Genomic DNA, 16,237 nt, shown 5'->3' with positions numbered 1-16,237 from the left:
TCAACCCGCCAGGTCCACCCGCGTCCACGACATGTCCAGCTCGAGCCGATACGAGCCCACGTACGCGGCCGGGGGCGACGGGCCCCACTCCTCGGGCGCGACGAGCGAGAAGAAGCAGGTGCCCACCTGCCGTTCGTAGCGATGGTAGATCTGTCCCGGGCGGCGCTCGAAGCGGCACTCGGTCCGGTGGAGCTCGGCATCGAGCTGTGCCTTCTCGAGCACCTCTTGGGCTTGCTTCTGTAAGCTCTTGATCTGAGCAGCGATGAGCTTCAGCTTGCCCGCAGCCACGGCGCCCAGCATGAGGTCTGCGTCTTGAATTTGGCGGGCCACGTCCACGAGCTCGATGACCGGCGACAGTCGTGACGTGGGGTAGGGCGACAACGCCGTGGATCCGTTGAAGTTGTCGCCCTCGTATCGCTTCTCTTTTTCGGTAGTCATGGGTGATGTCTTGGTGTATCGCCCGACGCTGGGCCTCCTCGTCTAGGATGCCTGCCGCGTCGAAGCAGCGCCAGATGGCCTCGTCGGCGCGCCGTTTTGGCAGCCAGAGCGCTCAGCCCTTGATCCGGTCACGCGTATCGCCGAAGCGGGCGTTTTTTTCGAGAAACTCGATCACGGCGCCCGCCACGTCCTTGCCGCTGGCGCGCTCGATGCCTTCGAGACCGGGTGAGGAGTTCACCTCCATGACGAGGGGGCCGTGCTTCGAACGCAGCATATCCACACCGGCCACGCGCAGTCCCAGCAGCTTTGCCGCTCTTTGGGCCGTGGTCCGTTCTTCGGGTGTGAGCTTCACGGCGCTTGCCGTACCCCCTCGGTGAAGGTTCGAGCGAAACTCCCCCTCGGGCCCCTGCCGCTTCATCGCGGCCACGATCTTGCCGTCCACGACGAACGCGCGAATGTCGGCCCCGCCGGCCTCCGCAATGAACTCCTGCACCAAGATGTTGGCGTCCAGTTGCCGAAACCCCGCAATGACCGACTCGGCCGCTTGACGTGTTTCCGCAAGCACCACGCCCTTGCCTTGCGTTCCTTCGAGAAGTTTGATCACGAGAGGCGCCCCACCCACGATGTCGATGACCCCCCCGATATCTTTCGTGGAGCGCGCGAAGCTCGTAACGGGCAACCCGATGCCCGCTCGCGCCAGCAGCTGCAGAGCGCGGAGCTTGTCACGGGAACGGGAAATCGCCTGCGACTCGTTCGCCGCGAAGACGCCCATCATTTCGAACTGTCTCACGACGGCCGTTCCGTAGAAGGTCATCGACGCCCCGATCCGCGGGATGATGCAATCGAAGGTCAGGTGCTCACCAGCGAACAGCACCTGCGGGTTGTGAGAGGTGATGTTCATGTAACACCGCGAGTAGTCCACCACACGGACCTCATGCCCCCGGGCCACGCCCGCGGCGACCAAACGGCGGGTGGAATAGAGCGACGATTTACGCGACAGGATGCCAATCTTCATGAGACGAGGGCCTTCATAAAACGGGGTCACCCCTCAAGGCGACGAAACTTTTCGCAAACGCTGTGTCCGCCGCTCCGCCAAGAACGATCGGCCAGGATCGACCAGGAACCGGCTCCGCAGGGCCTCGCGGCCAAGCAGCATACGGAAGCCCATCACGGCCCGCGAGGTCAATGTCACCTCGATGAGCCACACGGCTCCGTGCAGACTGATCTCGGTTTGAATCACGGGGCGGAACTCCCGGCGCCCGTCAGAGCTCGTGACCCACCGCTCATCGATGAGCCGCGACGCACAGGCCACGACGTGCGTCTCTCCCTCCCGGTCGTAGGGTACGGAGAAGTGCACGTCTCGATGGCGACCCACGCGAACGATGCGGACGTCGAGGGCGTCCAGACTCGAGCTGCGGGCCCCGGTATCCACTTTCGCCTTGATGCGCCCGATGCCGAGCCCCGGCAGCGTCACCCATTCGCGCCACCCGACGAGGGGCAGCAAGCGCACCCTGCCGGGCGAACGGGCTGGCCTTCGGGGGAGGGCGGGCGGACGTGGCCCTGTCTTCGCTTTGTTGCCCGTTGACAAGGAACGCTTCCTGGAACCCCGGTGCAAGCGTAAGGCGGGTGCCGAACGGACGCAAGATGGCCCACGAGGAGGGACGCAACTTCGGCGAAGTCGTGGCGATAACCGCATCATGGACGCGAACGACAAAGCAAAGTTTTGGTCTCGGTTGTGTAACCACGTGCACCCTGGCGTCGCCCTGCTCACAGGCTTTCTCGTGCTTGTCCTGGGCGCGCGGCCGGCGAGCGGCGACGCTTTCGTGGGGCTCGTCAACCTCAACACGGCCACGATGGAAGAGCTTCAGCACCTGCCCGGCGTGGGTCCCTCGAAAGCAAGCAAGATCCTGGAGCATCGGCGCCACCGCCCCTTTCGGACAGTGGCCGAGCTCGTGCGCGTCAAGGGGTTCGGGGCCAAGACGGTCAGCCGGCTGCGCCCTTTCCTCACGGTGACAGCCCCCACGCAGCTCGGAGCGCCTGCGGGAGCCGCTTGCGTCTGCCCGGACGCGGACGCGACAGGGCCCGCAAACCACCCCGGAAAGCATGAAGCGCCCCCCACGTCCCTTCCGCCAAGATCCCCCCCCACGAAGGGAGCGACGGCCCCTCGATAGGACACGCGCGGTGGGGTCCCGGGCCTGTTGCCTGCGGAGGTACTGCGTCGGTCGGAATGGCGTGGCATCCTTGTTTACGAAGATGGCCATGCGCCGCACGAAAACCCCACAGAAGCGACCCCGCCGAACGCGCGCGCCGCGGCCACCAGCGGAGACGCCCGGCATCGCCTTGGCCGATGCACTCGCCGACCGTGTGCGCGCGTACGGCACACAAGCGCAGCGCTTGACCCGAGCGGACGGCACTCCGCACGAAGAGGCCGTTCACGACTTCCGCGTGGCTTCACGCCGCTTGGCCGCGGCCCTTCAGGCGACCACCGCCGTGCTGCCAGGGGGCGACGCGCACCGCGCGTGCAAAAAACTTCGTAAGCAGGTCAAGCGGGCCTTCAAGCGGCTGGGCACGCTGCGCGACCTCGAGGTCATCGGCGCCCTGTCGGACAGCTTTTCAACGGACACCCCCGCCCTGCAGGACGTGGCGGTGACGCTCGCACACGAAAGGGAAGAACTCACGGTCTCCGCACTCGGACGGCTGCGCCGGCGCGTGCTGCCCAAGGCCCTGCGAACGCTCGCGCTCGTAGCCCCCGCGCTCGATCAGGAGCTCCGGCTCTCTCCTGCCGCGGGACCCGCCCTGGCAGAGATGTTGAGCGGCGAGCTCGAGCGGGTGGAACACCACGTGGAGGCGCTACGCCCGAAGCGTGCCCAGGGCTTTCACGCGCTTCGTCTCGCCATGAAGAAGCTGCGCTACACCTTGGAATTCCTGGGCGCGCTGCCTGGGCCTCACGTGCGCGCGAGCCAGGCCATCGTCAAGACCGCGCGTGGTTTTCAGGATCAGCTCGGGCTGATTCAGGACCACACCGTGTTGCTCGCGCACGCAAAGCGTTTGCTCTCGGACCCCGCGGCGCTGCGCCCCGTGCGCGAGGCGCGAGGTCGTCTCATGGAAGAGGTGTACGGGGCACGGCCTGCCCTCGTGAGGATGCTGCGCCAGGGCCAGGCTCTGCTCACCACCCTGGACGGGCGGCCGGCCGCGCAGCCTGAAGCGTGAGGGGCCCTTAGCGGCGCGCCCGCTTTCGCTCGAGCTTGCGACGCTTCTTCTTTTTCTTCGCAAGGCTGGCCTTGGGCGGCGGCGGCGCCTCGAGAGCGGCCGCGGCCGCAGCCGGCGCCAGAGGATCGGGTTCCATGGCCTCCGCAGGCGCAGGCGCTTCAGGCGGCTCGGGGAGCTTTTCGAACTGAAGACCTGGCAAAGCCGTAAGCGTGGCTTTCACCGACAACCGCACCGCCCGATCCAAACGGACCGTCCCGACGAACGGCTCGAAGCCCTGCTTGGTCAACGTGATGACGTGATCTTTGCGATCGCGGTCGATCGTGACGAAAGTCGGCGTGGGCGCGGCAAGCAGCTCGCCGTCCAAAGTGACCTGCGCCCCTTCTGGCACGGACTGCACCACCAACTTCGCAGGTTGCCACCAGCGCAGCAACACACCGAGCGGTGTCACGAACACGTGAACGCCGAGCGCCGCAGCACACAGCAGCCCGAGCAGAAGCGCCCACAGATTGTGGCGGACCCGCCCGGGGATTCTTCCTTTCGCCCACACCCCGGCCGCTCCGGTGGACACGAACCGCGGCGTCAACGCGGCAGGGTCCAGCCCCGGTGTTCCCAAGCTCAACTCGGGCCGGCGCGACCGCGCGGCAGCCGCGTCCAGCGCAGCAAGGGAATCAGCCAGTACAGCCTGACTGAACGCCGCCCGCGCGGCGCCCCCACCCCCTCCGGGCAAAGACAAAACGGGCAGACCGTGTGCACCTGGCGTCGGCAGCTGCAACGCCAACACGGCGGGCGAAACGGGCCGGTCCTGACGGGCGGGCGAGGCCAGCTCGCCCGACACGGGAACGAGGTCGTCGGCAGGCACCCGGGCGGCCAGCGAAGCAGGCGACCGTCCCTGCGCCATAGCCCCCAGGGGGCGCCCCGGCGGGGGGGCGGGAAACGCGGACAGGGGCGCCGAAGCCGGCCGGGATGGCGGCACATCCGCGGGCAGCGCCTGGGGGAATGGCACCGGCGGTGTTCCGCGCAAAGTGGGCCGGCGTCCTCTCGTTTCCCCGGAGGCTGCTTCCGGCGCCCGCGGGGGTGGCATGCCCGGCGCCCGCAGGCCACCCGCCTCCCAAGCTCCTGCGGCGGTCCGGTCGGACACGTGACCCTCCGGCGCCCCGAAGCCGGTCGGCGCTTGCGAGCTACTGCGCGGCAGCGATCGGGGCAACGCGGGACGAGTGATCCCCATGTCGATGGCGATCTCGGCCTGCCCGAGAACCTGCGACTGCAGCCGAATCACCCGGCTTGGGGGCTGCTCGGGGCGGGGCGCCCCCGGCGGCAAGAAGCTCCTCAGCGCTCCCTGCAGCTCGGCGGCCTCACCCGAACGCGGGCGGGGGAGCTGCGCCAGGGCGTCCCGCGCTGCGGCCACGAAAACGGATGCGTCCTGGAATCGGTCCTGCGGGTCTGGGGCCAGCGCCCGATCCAGCAGCCGCTCCAGCACAGCCGGGATGTCGGGGCGTACACTGCGGGCCTTCGACATCACACCCGAGGCCACCAGGCGCCAGCCCTCCGCCTCGTCGTCGATGTCGCGCAGGCGGCGGCCCGTCAGCAACTCGAAGAGCACCGCTCCCAACGAAAAGATGTCGCTGCGCCGGTCCAGCGGCCAGCGCCGGGCCTGCTCCGGGGACATGTACGCCAATTTGCCTTTCAGCGAGCCCACCACCGAGTGATCGGTCTGGCGCTTGGCCAGCCCGAAATCGGAGAGCTTGACCTCGCCGGCGTACGAAACCAGCACGTTCGAGGGGGAGATGTCCCTGTGAACGAGCCCCTCCTTGCGGCCATCGCTGCTCGCGAGCTGGTGGGCACAGTGAATGCCTTCCCCGAGCTCGATCGCCACGTGCAGGGCCACGGCGTCGGCCAGCCGATTTCCGGGAGGCGGCGCCTTGCTCATGACGTTCAGCAAAGCCCCGAGATCGCGGCCGTCGACATACTCGAGCACGATGAAGTACTCGCCCCCGTCCGACAGGCCCAGGTCGTGGATCTGAACGATGTTCCGATGCGACAGCCCCGCATGGATGCGCGCTTCCTGCACGAGCATGCCCACGAAGCGTGTGTCGCTCGCCAGGTGCGGAAGGATGCGCTTGATCGCGACCTGCTTCTCGAACCCGCCTTCGCCGACGGCGCGGCCACGGTACACCTCGGCCATACCGCCAACCGCGATACGCTCGAGGAGCTCGTAGGCGCCCAGTTTCATGAACGGAACGATAAAGCGCACACCAGCGGGTGGGCGGCAACAGGTGAACGCGCAGTCTACCTACAGATATCCACATCGCCCAGAGCGTGTTCGCGAAAACAAAGAATCGGCGCGGAATAACGCGCAAAGCTGAGGGCGGGCGGCAACCCGTTCGTTGCAGACGCTGCCTGGGCGTTGGGCGCCTTGCCGAATCGGCGCATGATGGAGTTCTTCCATGGCTCCCCCGATCCCATCCCATGGCTTCCCCCGTACGCAGGGCTTAATGGAAGCCGCCGTTGCGCAGGGCGTGGTGCCCGGTGCGGCGATCGCCATGCTGGGCCCCTCCCACGAGCGCCCGGTCGTGCTGAACGTCGGCAGGCTCAGCGCCCGAGGCGAAGAGGTCTCGGATACGACCAGCTACGACCTGGCGTCTCTTACCAAGGCTCTGGTCACGTCCTTACTGGCGATGCAGGCGGTGGCAACGGGCCGCCTGCGGCTTTCCGATCCGGTGAGCCGCTGGCTCCCGCACGTGCCTGACACGCTCACGCTCGAGCACCTGCTGACCCACAGCAGCGGGTGGCCCGCGCACGAGCGTTTCTTCGCGGGGCTGGTGACCGCCCCAGATACGCTGGCGGTGCCGCCCCAGGGCTTGGCCCGCGCCCTGGTCGATGCGGTGGCCCGGACCCCATGTACAGCACCGCCGGGCACCCGGACGCTCTACTCCGACCTGGGCTTCATCGCACTCGGGCACGTGCTCGGCGAGGTCTACGAGGCCTCGCTCGCCGAGCTCTTCGCGTCTCGGGTTGCGGCGCCACTGGGGCTGTCCCGGCTGCGTTTCGGCCCCGCGCGGCCGCCGGTCGCTCCCACCGAACGCTGCCCCTGGCGCCAACGCCTCATCGTCGGGCAGGTACACGACCAAAACGCCTGGGCCATGGGGGGCGTGGCAGGCCACGCGGGCCTGTTCGGGACTGCAGCCGACGTGGCATCCCTCATGCAAAGCTTGCTGCGCGCCCACGCCGAGCAGGCCCGGTCCGAGGACCCCATCGAAGGCCCCACTCTGCGCGCCTTCTGGAGCCACCGCAGCCCCGCCGGAGGCACCTGGGCGCTGGGCTGGGATCGGCCAAGCCCCGGGGCCTCGCTAGCGGGTACCCTCATCTCCCGCCAGGCCGTGGGACACCTGGGCTTCACGGGCTGCTCCGTGTGGTGTGACCCCGCGCAAGCCACCTGCGTGGTGATGCTTTCGAACCGCATTCACCCCGACGTTACGGACGATCCCCGCTTTCGCGCCCTGCGACCGGCCGTGATGGACGCGGCCCTCACCGAACTTGGCTATGGCACCGGGGGGCGCCCCTCTGCAGACCTCGTCGGCACCTGCTAGGTCTTCAAGAGCGTGAGTGAGTTCGGGCAAGACTATTACGATCCCGCGCCCCTCGTGGCGCTCGCGCGGCCCGTGGCCATCGTGGGCTTTCTGGGTGCGGGAACCTCGATCACGGGACACACCCTGTGTGCGTCGCTCGGCCTCGGGTTCTCCGATCTCGACCGGTTGGTGGAACATGCCGCGGGGATGAGCTGCGCCCGTCTCCAGCTCGAACACGGGGAGAACGCCCGCCGCACCGAGGAAGCCCGGCAACTGCAGGCGGTGGTTCATCGCAAGCCGCCGGGGATCCTGGTGCTGGGCAACGGCGCCCTGCTACGGGGACTCAACCGCGCTTTGGTGCTGGACACCTGCGAGCTCGTCTACCTGGCGCGGCCCCTCGAGGTCTGCTTTTCCCGCCTTTTGGAAGAGCGGGCCCGCGCCCCCGAACGGTATCCAGAGTTCATTGCCGCTGCCCCGACATCGCCCGCGGACCTCGAACCCTTGTTCGAGGCGCGGCGAACGGCTTACGAAACCGCGCCCCACCGAATCGACGCCGACGACGCCCACGCCGCCGACGTGGCCAAGCGCGTGGCCGACCACTTCGGGTGGCCCCTTTGACCTCGGCACATCCTCGCGCTGCCGTGTTCACCCACGTTCCTCTTGACCGGCCCGGTGCGGCGTGTTGGTTTGAAGGCGTGAAACACATCAAGGGAATCGTGGTTACCACCGCTCTCGCCTCGCTTCTGGCGGGTTGTTACGGGCAGTTCTCGCTCACGCGAAAGTTCTACGGCTGGAACGGCAGCGTCACGAAGAACGCGTTCGCCAACTCGGCAGTCATGATCGTGTTGGCGCCGGTGTACAGCATCACGGCCCTGGTGGACGTGCTCGTCTTCAACCCCATCGAGGTGTTCAGCGGCGATAACCCGCTGGCCGCCAACGAAACGGGCGCGCTCGAGATCGACGGGCACCGCTACACCTTCCGCAGCCTTCCGGGAGAGCAGGTCGAAGTTCATTTGGACGGGCAACCTGCGATTCGTTACCAGCGCGCCGAGGGCGGCTTCATGGTGCACGACCTGCGCGGAGGGCCGGATCGCTTCGTGTCCGACCCCGAAGCCCATGCGAAAATCGTGAAGACGCGCAGCGTGTTCTGACCCTCACGCGGGCAGACCCGGGCGGTCCGGCGGGCCGCTTTGTGGCGCCCCCTGACGCGCTTCGGTTAACATCGAGCTTTCCCCGAGGTCTCAGATGATACAGAGCGCTAGGTTTTGGATTGCCATGGCTGCCGGCCTCGGCTCGGCGGGAGCTCTGCTTTCGTCCTGCGGGGAGGACGAGCCGGTCAAGTGCCGCTTTACGGAGTCCCGCGAGTTGCCGGAGGGGCTTGCCACCTCCTTGTCGGGGGCGAAGCTCCTCGCGGCGAACGGCAACTTCGTGCTCGCAGGCATCGACGGGACCACGGTGCAGTGGGTCCCGGTGTCGGCAAACGGAGAGCTGTCCGCGGCGTCGACCTTCGTACTCACCGAGCCCACGGCCCTCGCTCCTCAATTGGCCCTGACGGGCCGCGCAACCCCCGGCGATCAGCTGGTGGCGGTGTACGGGACGGCCGACGCCGAAGGGCAGCTCACCCTGCGCGCGGTGACCCAGGTGGCCGGCGAAGCGGCGGCCGCCCCGGTCACCGTAGCGACCTTGCCCCGGGGCCTTGCGAGCGGTGACGTGCGCCTGGCCGTGGGCTCCACCCGGACGGGCTCCCGGGCGCTCTTGGCCTTTGGTCTGGCCAGCCAACCAGGCACCAAGCTTCAGACGTTGGTTCTGGGCGCGAATGCAGCCCCCGTGGGGCCGGCGCTCGAGTTCCCGCCCGGCGTGCCCTCGTGGCAGTGCCTGCAGTTCCTGCCAAGTCGTACGGACTGGGTGCTGAGCTGGGTGGAGGTTCCGCCCACCGGCAACGCCAAGATCGTGATTCAAGAGGGCAGTGCTTCGAACGGCGCGTTGACGCGCTACAATGTAGGGCTCGGCACCAATGACGTCGGATGCCCCGTGATGGGTCCAAGCTCTCGTGGCTACGTCATGTCGTGGCAGACGAAGACGGGCACCTGGGTTCTGGATTACGAGACGAACGCCACCGGCGTCATCCCCGAGTTCGTCGCCGGCACCATCCGCTTTGGCGGTCCCGAGCAGCAGCCACCCGTGTCAGGGGTGGCCTCCATGGGACTGCGCTCGGCCGTAACGTTCGGCGTCAAAGAGGGCCCCGAGGTGTGGCTCTTCGACATTTTCGGCGCGCGCGAGGGCCGCGAGCTGAAGCTGCCGTCTTCGGTGGGGTCCGTGGGCCTGGTCTCGACCTGGCCGGTCGACGATGCGTTTTTCGTCACCTACCGGGAGGGCGTTCCCGCCGCGTCGGGACCGAGCGAAGGGCCTCGGCGGTTCATGAAAGTGGATTGCCCCGCCGAGTGACCGGCGCCGCCCCACCCCGAGCGCCCGCGCGGCGCACACGCCCGCGCGGGGTGCATCTGGCCCTCATGCTGCCGCCGCTCGTGGCCGTGGCTGCGGCGATCGCCTACCTGCGAGACGACGGGCCCCTCGCCACCCAGGGCTCGGATTTTCTGGAGCGCCGGCTGCTGGCCGAGCACGGGCGCCCCGGGCCTCCCCTCCCGGCGGCGCGGCTGCCTCCCTTTCCGCCCCGGCTACACGCATGCACCGAGCGGGCGCGCGGGCCCCTCGCCGCGGGCGTCGAGGCCTTCACGCGCAACCCTGCCAACGCCACGGAGGCCTTCGAGCGGGCCCTGGTGCTCGATCCCGATTGCGTGCCCGCCATGCGGCTCGGCGTGTTGCTGGCGGCGCATGCGGGCCGCCTCTCTGCCTGGCAGCCTCGCCTCGTGGGGCGGGCCGAGCGCATGCCCCTGTCCGCCTCCGCACAGCTGGGGGCCGCGCTCTTCAGCGACTTCGCCGGCCGCAGCGGCGACATGCTGGCCTTTCTCGAGCGGGCCCAGCAGCTGCGCCCCGACCTGCCTGGACTGGCAGCGGCAAAGGCCGACTACCTCCGCTTTCACGCAGGAAAGCACGACCTGGCTGACCTGCTCGACGCCTGGCAGACGGAGCTTTCCCGAGGGGACGACCCGCGCACGCTGGCAAATCTGATCCTGTTTTTCGCCTCGGTGCCCGACCGAGACGCCACGAAGACGTTGTGCACGCGCTTTTTCAGTGCCGCCCCCCTCTACCGGGGCCAGGAGCCAGCGCTAGCCTGCTTGAAAGGCGCCATCGAGCGGGGGGACCAGGACGAGGCCGACGTCTACGCAACGAGGGTGCGCCCGGGCGAGCCCCCAGACTGCCAGGCCCGCACCAAGCTCTATTTCAGGTTCCTCGCCGGGGATCCACGGGCCCAGGCCGAGGCAGCGGCGCCCCAAACCCCCTGCGCCCACGTCTACCCCTGGCTTCGCGGTGCGGCCCTGCTCGGGGCCGGCCAGTATGCCGTGGGGCTCGCCGCACTCGAGGGCGCCCCGGAAACCCCCGCTTGGATCAGGGCCAGTGCGCTCGCGCTCAATGGACGCCGTGCCGAGGCCATCGACACGCTCACCGCCAGCCAGCCTCCGGAGAACAGCCCTCAACGTTTGCTGCTGCAGCTGCTGCGGCACGACCTCGTCGACGCCCCGGGGCTCCAGGCGTCGTTCCGGCCTTTGCGTGCCCAAGGACCCGGCGCCCTTGCGGCGGAGGCCGCCTGCGGATACCTGGATCTGGGGCTGCGCGCGCAAGCCCAAAGCACGCTCGGCCGTGCCGTGTCCGCAGCGCCGGGCGATCCGAGCGTGGCGGCCTGCCAGATCCGTGTTTTCCTGGCCACGGGCGATTTCGCCTCAGCCAACGCCGTGGCCGCGCGATCCGCCACGTTGGGGCTCGACGACCCACGCTACCTCGCGGCGCTGGGGCACCTGCGGCGGCGCGAGAACCGCTGCGGCGAAGCGCTGGCGGCGCTCGCACCCGCTCGGCGGGCCGCCCCACTCACCGCCAGCCTTTACCCCGATCTCGTGTACTGCTTGCGGCGCGAAGGCAAAACGGAGGAAGCCGAGCCCCTGGCGCGGGTGCAGCAGGACGAACGTGACCCCTGGACCCTCGTGGGCGCGCTCAGCGCCGCCGTCGCCTTGCTGGGCGTGGGCGCCCTTTTTTTGCGGCGACGCCGGCGGCGGCAGCCCCCCTGACGAGGGCCTTAGCGCTCGTGCGGCATGAGATCGCGCGGCCCCCGGAAGTGGCGCATCGGCGAATAGAAGCGGAAGTTCGAGACACGTGAGGTGTAGACGCACGCATAGTCTTCCACCTGGTCGCCGAACTTGCTCACCTCACGGCCCTCCCGGAAGGAAGGCCCCCAAAACACGTTGAACGCGTCGTCCAACTTGAACTCGAGCGCGGCGTGTTCGCTCATCGTGGCCCGCAGCTCGCCCCGCATACGATCGACCACGTCGCGTGCCAGCCGCTTGGCGCTGGTGAGATCATCACGGCCCGCCTCCACGCTGGACAGCTTTTCGAGCGATCGCAGAATGTGCTGTTTTTCGTCGATCTCTGCATCCAGGTGGCGCAGATGCCGCTCGAGCTCCTCGAGCCTCGCGATGGAGCCCACCAGATCGTCGTGCACGTGCACCTCGTGCTCGAGCTCTTGGATGATCATGGCCGTTCGCCAGGCCGACGACTTGCGAGAGCGCAGCATGTCTCCGTAAATGTGGTCGCCCACGAACAAGACGCGGTCGCCGCGGGCTCCCGCCCGCTCCTCGAAATCGCGCAAGTTCCCTCCGGCGTAGACCTTGCCCCGCACGAAGGGCTCTTCCCCCATCACGCCCACCACCCGGCCGGCCGGATCGAGCTCCTCGAAGGGCCGACGGTCCGTGAAAAACCCGGGCTTTTGCGCCGAAACCACGACCACGTCGAAGTAGTTGCGCCAGCCCGGATAGGCATCGAGCGCCCCGTCCAGCAGGTAGCTCATGACGGGGTTCGTATAGTCCCACGCCGAGTTCGTCAGCAGAAACAGCTTCTTTCCGGACGAACGCATCTTGTGCAGAGCCTCGGCCAGGTGCGGATCGCGCTCGATGTAGCTTGGCAGGTCCTTGACGATGATGTCCTTGATGGCCCCATCGCGATGGGCGAGGTCGATGCACTCGCGAATGTCGTCCCAGATCCGTGCGTAGGCCGGGCGCGGCTCGGGCCGGGCGTCGAAAAACTCCACGAGCGACGCGTACATCACCGCCTCGGGCAAAGCGAAGAGTGTATCGATGAAGGCGAAACGCTCGCTCGAGAGGCGAATGCGGTGCTTGTGGTAAAGCTCATTCAACAAGGCCCGATCGATGGGCTGCCTCCCGTGGAAGGCCCGTCCCGGGGAGCCGTAGCGATCGGGTTTGAGGATGTTGCCGGTCTCGCGATCGATCACCAAGCCGCGAATGCCGAAGCGCGCGTCGTAGGTGAGCCCGCGGATCGACTCCGGGTAGTTGCGCAGGCCGATGAGCTTGTCTACCGTGGCGGCGATGGAGAGCATCTCCATGCGGGGCTGGTCGTAAAGCGCCAGCGTGTAGTCCATGTCGAAGCCCACCACGCGCACGCGATCCAGCTGAAGATTGCGGTTCGCGTACACACGACAGCGGCGAGGAATCTCGCTCGGACGGCTCAGCCCTTCGAGCAGCGCCATCACCCGCCCGCCAACGGTTGCCGATCCATCGGAAGCTACGCGCCCGTCGACTCCGGCGTCGTCCGATGAGGGGGAGACGTTGGGAGTGGATGCGTCGAGGGAAGATGCCACTACACGAAGTTTAACACGGACTCAGCGGGCAAGCCGGCCGCGGGCCAGGTTCGTGATGAGTCGCAAGATGCGCTCCGCTTCGTCGGAGGTCATCGGAAAACGAATCACCAGCGTATTCGTGTCCGCAGCGCCCTCCGGGGATGCTTCGATCTCGAAGGTGACGCGCCCCACGGCTCCTGCCATCCCACTTAGGAGCACAACCGGGTGCGTGGAAAACTGGCGCTGCAAGGCAGGGATCTCTTTGGCCCACGCTCTCGCCGCTTCGGCTCGCGAGAACTGTAACCGCAGTGTGGTGACGAAGGCCGGCTCGAGCGCCACGAAGAGCCCCATGCCGCCAGGAACGGGCAAAGCGCCCGCGCCCGGCACCGTGATCGTTTGGCCCGCATCTGCCGCGAGCAACGCATGCATCGTGGCCATCAACACCGCGTCCTCGGGCATCACCGCTTCTTCGCCGCGCAGGCGCCCCGTCAAGCTTTCCCAGGATTCGGGAGCCGCGTGGGGATCGGCGCCCGGTACCAGCTCGGGAACCAAGAGCTGCATATATGTGCCCGGCGCAATGACGGCCCACCCCGGGGCAGGCAGCACGAACAAACGATCGTCGCGCCCCGCGTGCGAGGGCCGCAGGCCCACGGGCCGCTCCCGATGGCGCTCCCACGTGAGGGGGCGCCCCCGCCCCGTGGCCGCGCGGCCCAGCGACTCCATGAGGGCGTCGTCGGTCAGGTGGTGACGCACGCCCAAGAACGTGACGGCGTCGTCGAGCGGGTTCGGTGTGGCCACCACGAGGGTGTCGAAGTCCCGAAAGAGGTCGATGCCGCTTCCTTCCAGGAGCCGTCGCCGATCGGGCAAGAGCAGGAGCAGCTCGTCGGCCAAGGCGGCGAACGCGGCGCTGCGCGGAGCTTGGCGAAGCCGATCGAGGCGAAGGCGTACGACGAGGCGGGCCCCTTCGGGTCCGTCGGCCCGCAGCCCCGTACCCGCATCTCCCGACGCGAGCGACGACGGGCCGGCGTCGAGGGTCTGCCCGGCGTCCGCTGCCCCGCCATCGGGCGCGCCCGCGTCGGCGACGGGCTTGCGGGGCGGCCGCCGAGGGCGGGCGGGCTTCGTGCCCTCCTCTGCGGTCACCTCCTCGTCGGGGGGCGCTGCTTGCGGGCGGGGTGCCGGGGTTTCGGCGGCAAGCGGCAGCGCGGTGGGCGGCGTGCGCGACACCTCGAACTCGATCGCCGGGGCGCGGGGCCACAGGCGTACCAGGGCCGAGCCCATCACGCCCAAGACCACGGCGACGTGAATCCCAAGCGAGATCGCCACGGCCAGGGCCGCGCGCTTGCTAGATCTCGGGAAGGGCACGAAAGGTCTCCGCGGCGAGGGCGGCGCGTGGGGCGCCTGGCTTTACAGGGCGGCGCGCTCCGCCTGATCGTAGACCGCCGCCAAGGTGCGTACCACGGGCTCGGCAGCCGACGCGCCCAGCGTGAGAAGCGCCCCCTCACGCGGCCGCTCTTGTCCAAGGCCCACCAACCCGAACGCCAGGAAGGCCCCGGCGATGCGGCTCTCCACGCGGGGCTCTTTCGTGGAGTCCAGGGAGAGCAAAAGCCCCGCCTCGGCAATGAACGGAAGCAGACTGCGCACGAAGTCGTGTAGTTCGTCGGAGGCGAGCTCGGCCAGGTCGTCCACGATCAGCGCGCCGAGGGCCCGCGGGCGAAAGGGCAGCGCCTCGGCGGCCAGGCTGACGGTCAGCGTGTGCCCCAGCCGTTCGGCGCGGCGACGGGCCCGAAGGGCGGTGCGCTGTCGTCGCGCTTCCACCACCAGGTGAACCGGGCCGCCCGCGCACAAGGCGGCCGCCAACCAGATGTTGCTGAGGACCACCACGGCGCCCCGCCCGCGGGCAAGCGCGTCGAGGCGTTCGAGGGTGTGCCGATGCCCCACGGCACCTGAAAACAAGGGCCCCTTCATGTACGCCCTTCTTAGTCCCTTTTCGTGCGGCGGCCAAGCCGAAGCGCCAACACGCCGACCCCCTCGGGGATCGGCTATCATGGAGGCGCCATGGCGCCTCCGCCTCACGTTGCCGCTTTGACGCTCGGTTGGGGCGCCGCTTTGCTCGTGACCCTCGGGAGTGCCGGGTGTGAAGACACGCGTCCGCCGGAGGGGCCCCTGGCCACCGTGGACGCTGGTGAATCCGACGTGCGGGTGGTCCGCAACCCCCGCACTTGTGAGGTGAGCCGCGTGTCGGCCGGCGCGCGCCACACCTGCGCCGTGCTGGTGGACGGACGGCTCTACTGCTGGGGCGCCAACGACAAGGCGCAGCTTGGCCTTGGCGATCTCGCGCCGCGGGCCCTGCCCACCTTCGTACCCACGCCTGCCCTGGTCCTCGAACCCCATGCCGCCGAGGGCAGCTCCTGCGCCCGCCTTGCCGACACCAGCGTGGCTTGCTGGGGCGAGACCCTCGGCCAGCCGGTAGACACCCCGGTCGTGGCCACACCCACCCGCGTCCCCTTGCCGGGGAGCGTGGCCAACTTGGCCCTGGGCGGCGCCCATGCCTGCGCGTGGCTCTCGAACGGCACGATGTGGTGCTGGGGCGAGGCAGGTCTCGTGGGCGATGGCACGGCCCTCGCCCGCCCCACGCCGGTGGAGGTGGCAGGCATTCCCGCCACGACGAGCGTGCTCGTGGCCACGCGCGACCACACCTGCACGCGGACACCCGCGGGCGAGGTGACCTGCTGGGGCCGCAACGACACGGGCGCGCTGGGTGTGGCACCGGGACCGGGCGTCGGCCTCATCCCCGTCCGGGCCACCGCCTTCACCACGCCTGTGGTGAATCTAGCGCTCGCGCCGGGGCTGACATGCACGCTCGGCACCGGCGACCTGTCGGGCGCCGTGTTTTGCGTGCCTCCCCTCGAAGGGCCCGAGCAAAGCGCGTGGGGCCGCGACAACCGGGTTTTCGCTGTGGGTCCGGGCCACGCCTGCGTCATCCGAAGCTCGGGGGTTTTAGCCTGTTCCGGCAAAAACGACGCGGGTCAACTGGGCCCCGACCCCCGCTTGGAGGTGCCGGCGGCCCTGCCCGTCGAGGCGCTGCCCGATGCCCTCTTCGTCAGCGTGGGCGAGGCCCATACCTGCGCCCTGCGCGCCGACCGGAGCTTGTGGTGCTGGGGGCAGAACGCCTCCGGGCAACTCGGCGTGGGAACTCTGGCGTCCACCAACGTGCCCACACCGGTCGCCTTCCCCCCGGGCTGCCCGAACTGAGGGGCGCCCGACAGTTTTCTCGCGGTTG

General features: G+C 68.8%; 15 protein-coding genes. 8 read left to right on the top strand and 7 right to left on the bottom strand.

What is annotated here, in order from left to right:
* The 3 genes from KA712_14840 to KA712_14830 form a co-directional block, all read right to left on the bottom strand.
* On the bottom strand, positions 1–438 hold the full coding sequence (locus KA712_14840; GenBank protein MCG5054239.1) for a DUF2452 domain-containing protein: 438 nt from the start codon (positions 436–438) through the stop codon (positions 1–3).
* A gap of 112 nt (positions 439–550) precedes the next feature.
* Positions 551–1,453 carry a 30S ribosomal protein S6--L-glutamate ligase gene (rimK, locus tag KA712_14835; GenBank protein ID MCG5054238.1) on the bottom strand — a complete coding sequence of 301 codons (903 nt, stop codon included), beginning with the start codon at positions 1,451–1,453 and terminating at the stop codon, positions 551–553.
* 33 nt (positions 1,454–1,486) lie between these two features.
* Positions 1,487–1,942: a RimK/LysX family protein gene (locus KA712_14830; protein MCG5054237.1), complete on the bottom strand. Its 456-nt coding sequence runs from the start codon at positions 1,940–1,942 to the stop codon at positions 1,487–1,489.
* Between the two features lie 193 nt (positions 1,943–2,135).
* On the opposite strand from KA712_14830, the gene KA712_14825 reads away from it, so the two are divergent.
* Together KA712_14825 and KA712_14820 are read left to right on the top strand one after the other, a co-directional pair.
* Positions 2,136–2,609, top strand: coding sequence for a helix-hairpin-helix domain-containing protein (locus tag KA712_14825; GenBank protein MCG5054236.1), 474 nt, complete (start codon positions 2,136–2,138; stop codon positions 2,607–2,609).
* A gap of 61 nt (positions 2,610–2,670) precedes the next feature.
* The gene (locus tag KA712_14820) at positions 2,671–3,648 is read left to right on the top strand and encodes a CHAD domain-containing protein (protein MCG5054235.1); all 978 of its coding nucleotides are present in this window, start codon (positions 2,671–2,673) and stop codon (positions 3,646–3,648) included.
* A 7-nt stretch (positions 3,649–3,655) separates the two neighbouring features.
* On the opposite strand, the gene KA712_14815 is transcribed toward KA712_14820, so the two are convergent.
* Complete coding sequence (locus tag KA712_14815) at positions 3,656–5,878, bottom strand: protein kinase (GenBank protein MCG5054234.1); 2,223 nt, start codon at positions 5,876–5,878, stop codon at positions 3,656–3,658.
* Positions 5,879–6,092: 214 nt separating this feature from the next.
* Here KA712_14815 and KA712_14810 point away from each other — a divergent pair, with 214 nt between their 5' ends.
* The 5 genes from KA712_14810 to KA712_14790 all read left to right on the top strand — a co-directional run bounded on the left by KA712_14810 (position 6,093) and on the right by KA712_14790 (position 11,395).
* Positions 6,093–7,235, top strand: coding sequence for a beta-lactamase family protein (locus KA712_14810; protein ID MCG5054233.1), 1,143 nt, complete (start codon positions 6,093–6,095; stop codon positions 7,233–7,235).
* 12 nt (positions 7,236–7,247) lie between these two features.
* Positions 7,248–7,832, top strand: coding sequence for a hypothetical protein (locus tag KA712_14805; GenBank protein ID MCG5054232.1), 585 nt, complete (start codon positions 7,248–7,250; stop codon positions 7,830–7,832).
* Between the two features lie 77 nt (positions 7,833–7,909).
* Entirely contained in the window at positions 7,910–8,365 is a 456-nt protein-coding gene (locus tag KA712_14800; protein MCG5054231.1) for a DUF3332 domain-containing protein, read from the top strand.
* A 124-nt stretch (positions 8,366–8,489) separates the two neighbouring features.
* Positions 8,490–9,659 (top strand): hypothetical protein, encoded by a 1,170-nt coding sequence (locus KA712_14795; GenBank protein MCG5054230.1) that lies wholly within the window; start codon positions 8,490–8,492, stop codon positions 9,657–9,659.
* 65 nt (positions 9,660–9,724) lie between these two features.
* On the top strand, positions 9,725–11,395 hold the full coding sequence (locus KA712_14790) for a hypothetical protein (GenBank protein MCG5054229.1): 1,671 nt from the start codon (positions 9,725–9,727) through the stop codon (positions 11,393–11,395).
* An 8-nt stretch (positions 11,396–11,403) separates the two neighbouring features.
* Here KA712_14790 and KA712_14785 read toward each other — a convergent pair whose 3' ends face one another.
* The 3 genes from KA712_14785 to KA712_14775 are packed head-to-tail and all read right to left on the bottom strand — an operon-like array spanning position 11,404 to position 14,922.
* Entirely contained in the window at positions 11,404–12,978 is a 1,575-nt protein-coding gene (locus KA712_14785; protein MCG5054228.1) for an HAD-IG family 5'-nucleotidase, read from the bottom strand.
* 21 nt (positions 12,979–12,999) lie between these two features.
* Positions 13,000–14,319, bottom strand: coding sequence for a hypothetical protein (locus KA712_14780; protein MCG5054227.1), 1,320 nt, complete (start codon positions 14,317–14,319; stop codon positions 13,000–13,002).
* Positions 14,320–14,361: 42 nt separating this feature from the next.
* On the bottom strand, positions 14,362–14,922 hold the full coding sequence (locus KA712_14775; GenBank protein ID MCG5054226.1) for a hypothetical protein: 561 nt from the start codon (positions 14,920–14,922) through the stop codon (positions 14,362–14,364).
* A gap of 90 nt (positions 14,923–15,012) precedes the next feature.
* On the opposite strand from KA712_14775, the gene KA712_14770 reads away from it, so the two are divergent.
* Positions 15,013–16,209 carry a hypothetical protein gene (locus tag KA712_14770; protein MCG5054225.1) on the top strand — a complete coding sequence of 399 codons (1,197 nt, stop codon included), beginning with the start codon at positions 15,013–15,015 and terminating at the stop codon, positions 16,207–16,209.
* Positions 16,210–16,237: the final 28 nt, after the last annotated feature.

It is taken from the genome of Myxococcales bacterium (genome assembly GCA_022184915.1).
In the GTDB taxonomy this organism is placed as follows: Bacteria; Myxococcota_A; Polyangia; order Fen-1088; family Fen-1088; genus JAGTJU01.
This window is presented reverse-complemented; position numbering and strand designations above follow the sequence as displayed.

What these genes read in the sequence shown, in the direction of transcription:
- KA712_14790 (MCG5054229.1), top strand. Translation starts at nt 9,725, where the DNA reads ATGCTGCCGCCGCTCGTGGCCGTGGCTGCGGCGATCGCCTACCTGCGA.
- KA712_14795 (MCG5054230.1), top strand. Translation starts at nt 8,490, where the DNA reads ATGGCTGCCGGCCTCGGCTCGGCGGGAGCTCTGCTTTCGTCCTGCGGG.
- KA712_14840 (MCG5054239.1), bottom strand. Translation starts at nt 438, where the DNA reads ATGACTACCGAAAAAGAGAAGCGATACGAGGGCGACAACTTCAACGGA.
- KA712_14775 (MCG5054226.1), bottom strand. Translation starts at nt 14,922, where the DNA reads ATGAAGGGGCCCTTGTTTTCAGGTGCCGTGGGGCATCGGCACACCCTC.
- KA712_14770 (MCG5054225.1), top strand. Translation starts at nt 15,013, where the DNA reads ATGGCGCCTCCGCCTCACGTTGCCGCTTTGACGCTCGGTTGGGGCGCC.
- KA712_14810 (MCG5054233.1), top strand. Translation starts at nt 6,093, where the DNA reads ATGGCTCCCCCGATCCCATCCCATGGCTTCCCCCGTACGCAGGGCTTA.
- KA712_14815 (MCG5054234.1), bottom strand. Translation starts at nt 5,878, where the DNA reads ATGAAACTGGGCGCCTACGAGCTCCTCGAGCGTATCGCGGTTGGCGGT.
- rimK (MCG5054238.1), bottom strand. Translation starts at nt 1,453, where the DNA reads ATGAAGATTGGCATCCTGTCGCGTAAATCGTCGCTCTATTCCACCCGC.
- KA712_14825 (MCG5054236.1), top strand. Translation starts at nt 2,136, where the DNA reads ATGGACGCGAACGACAAAGCAAAGTTTTGGTCTCGGTTGTGTAACCAC.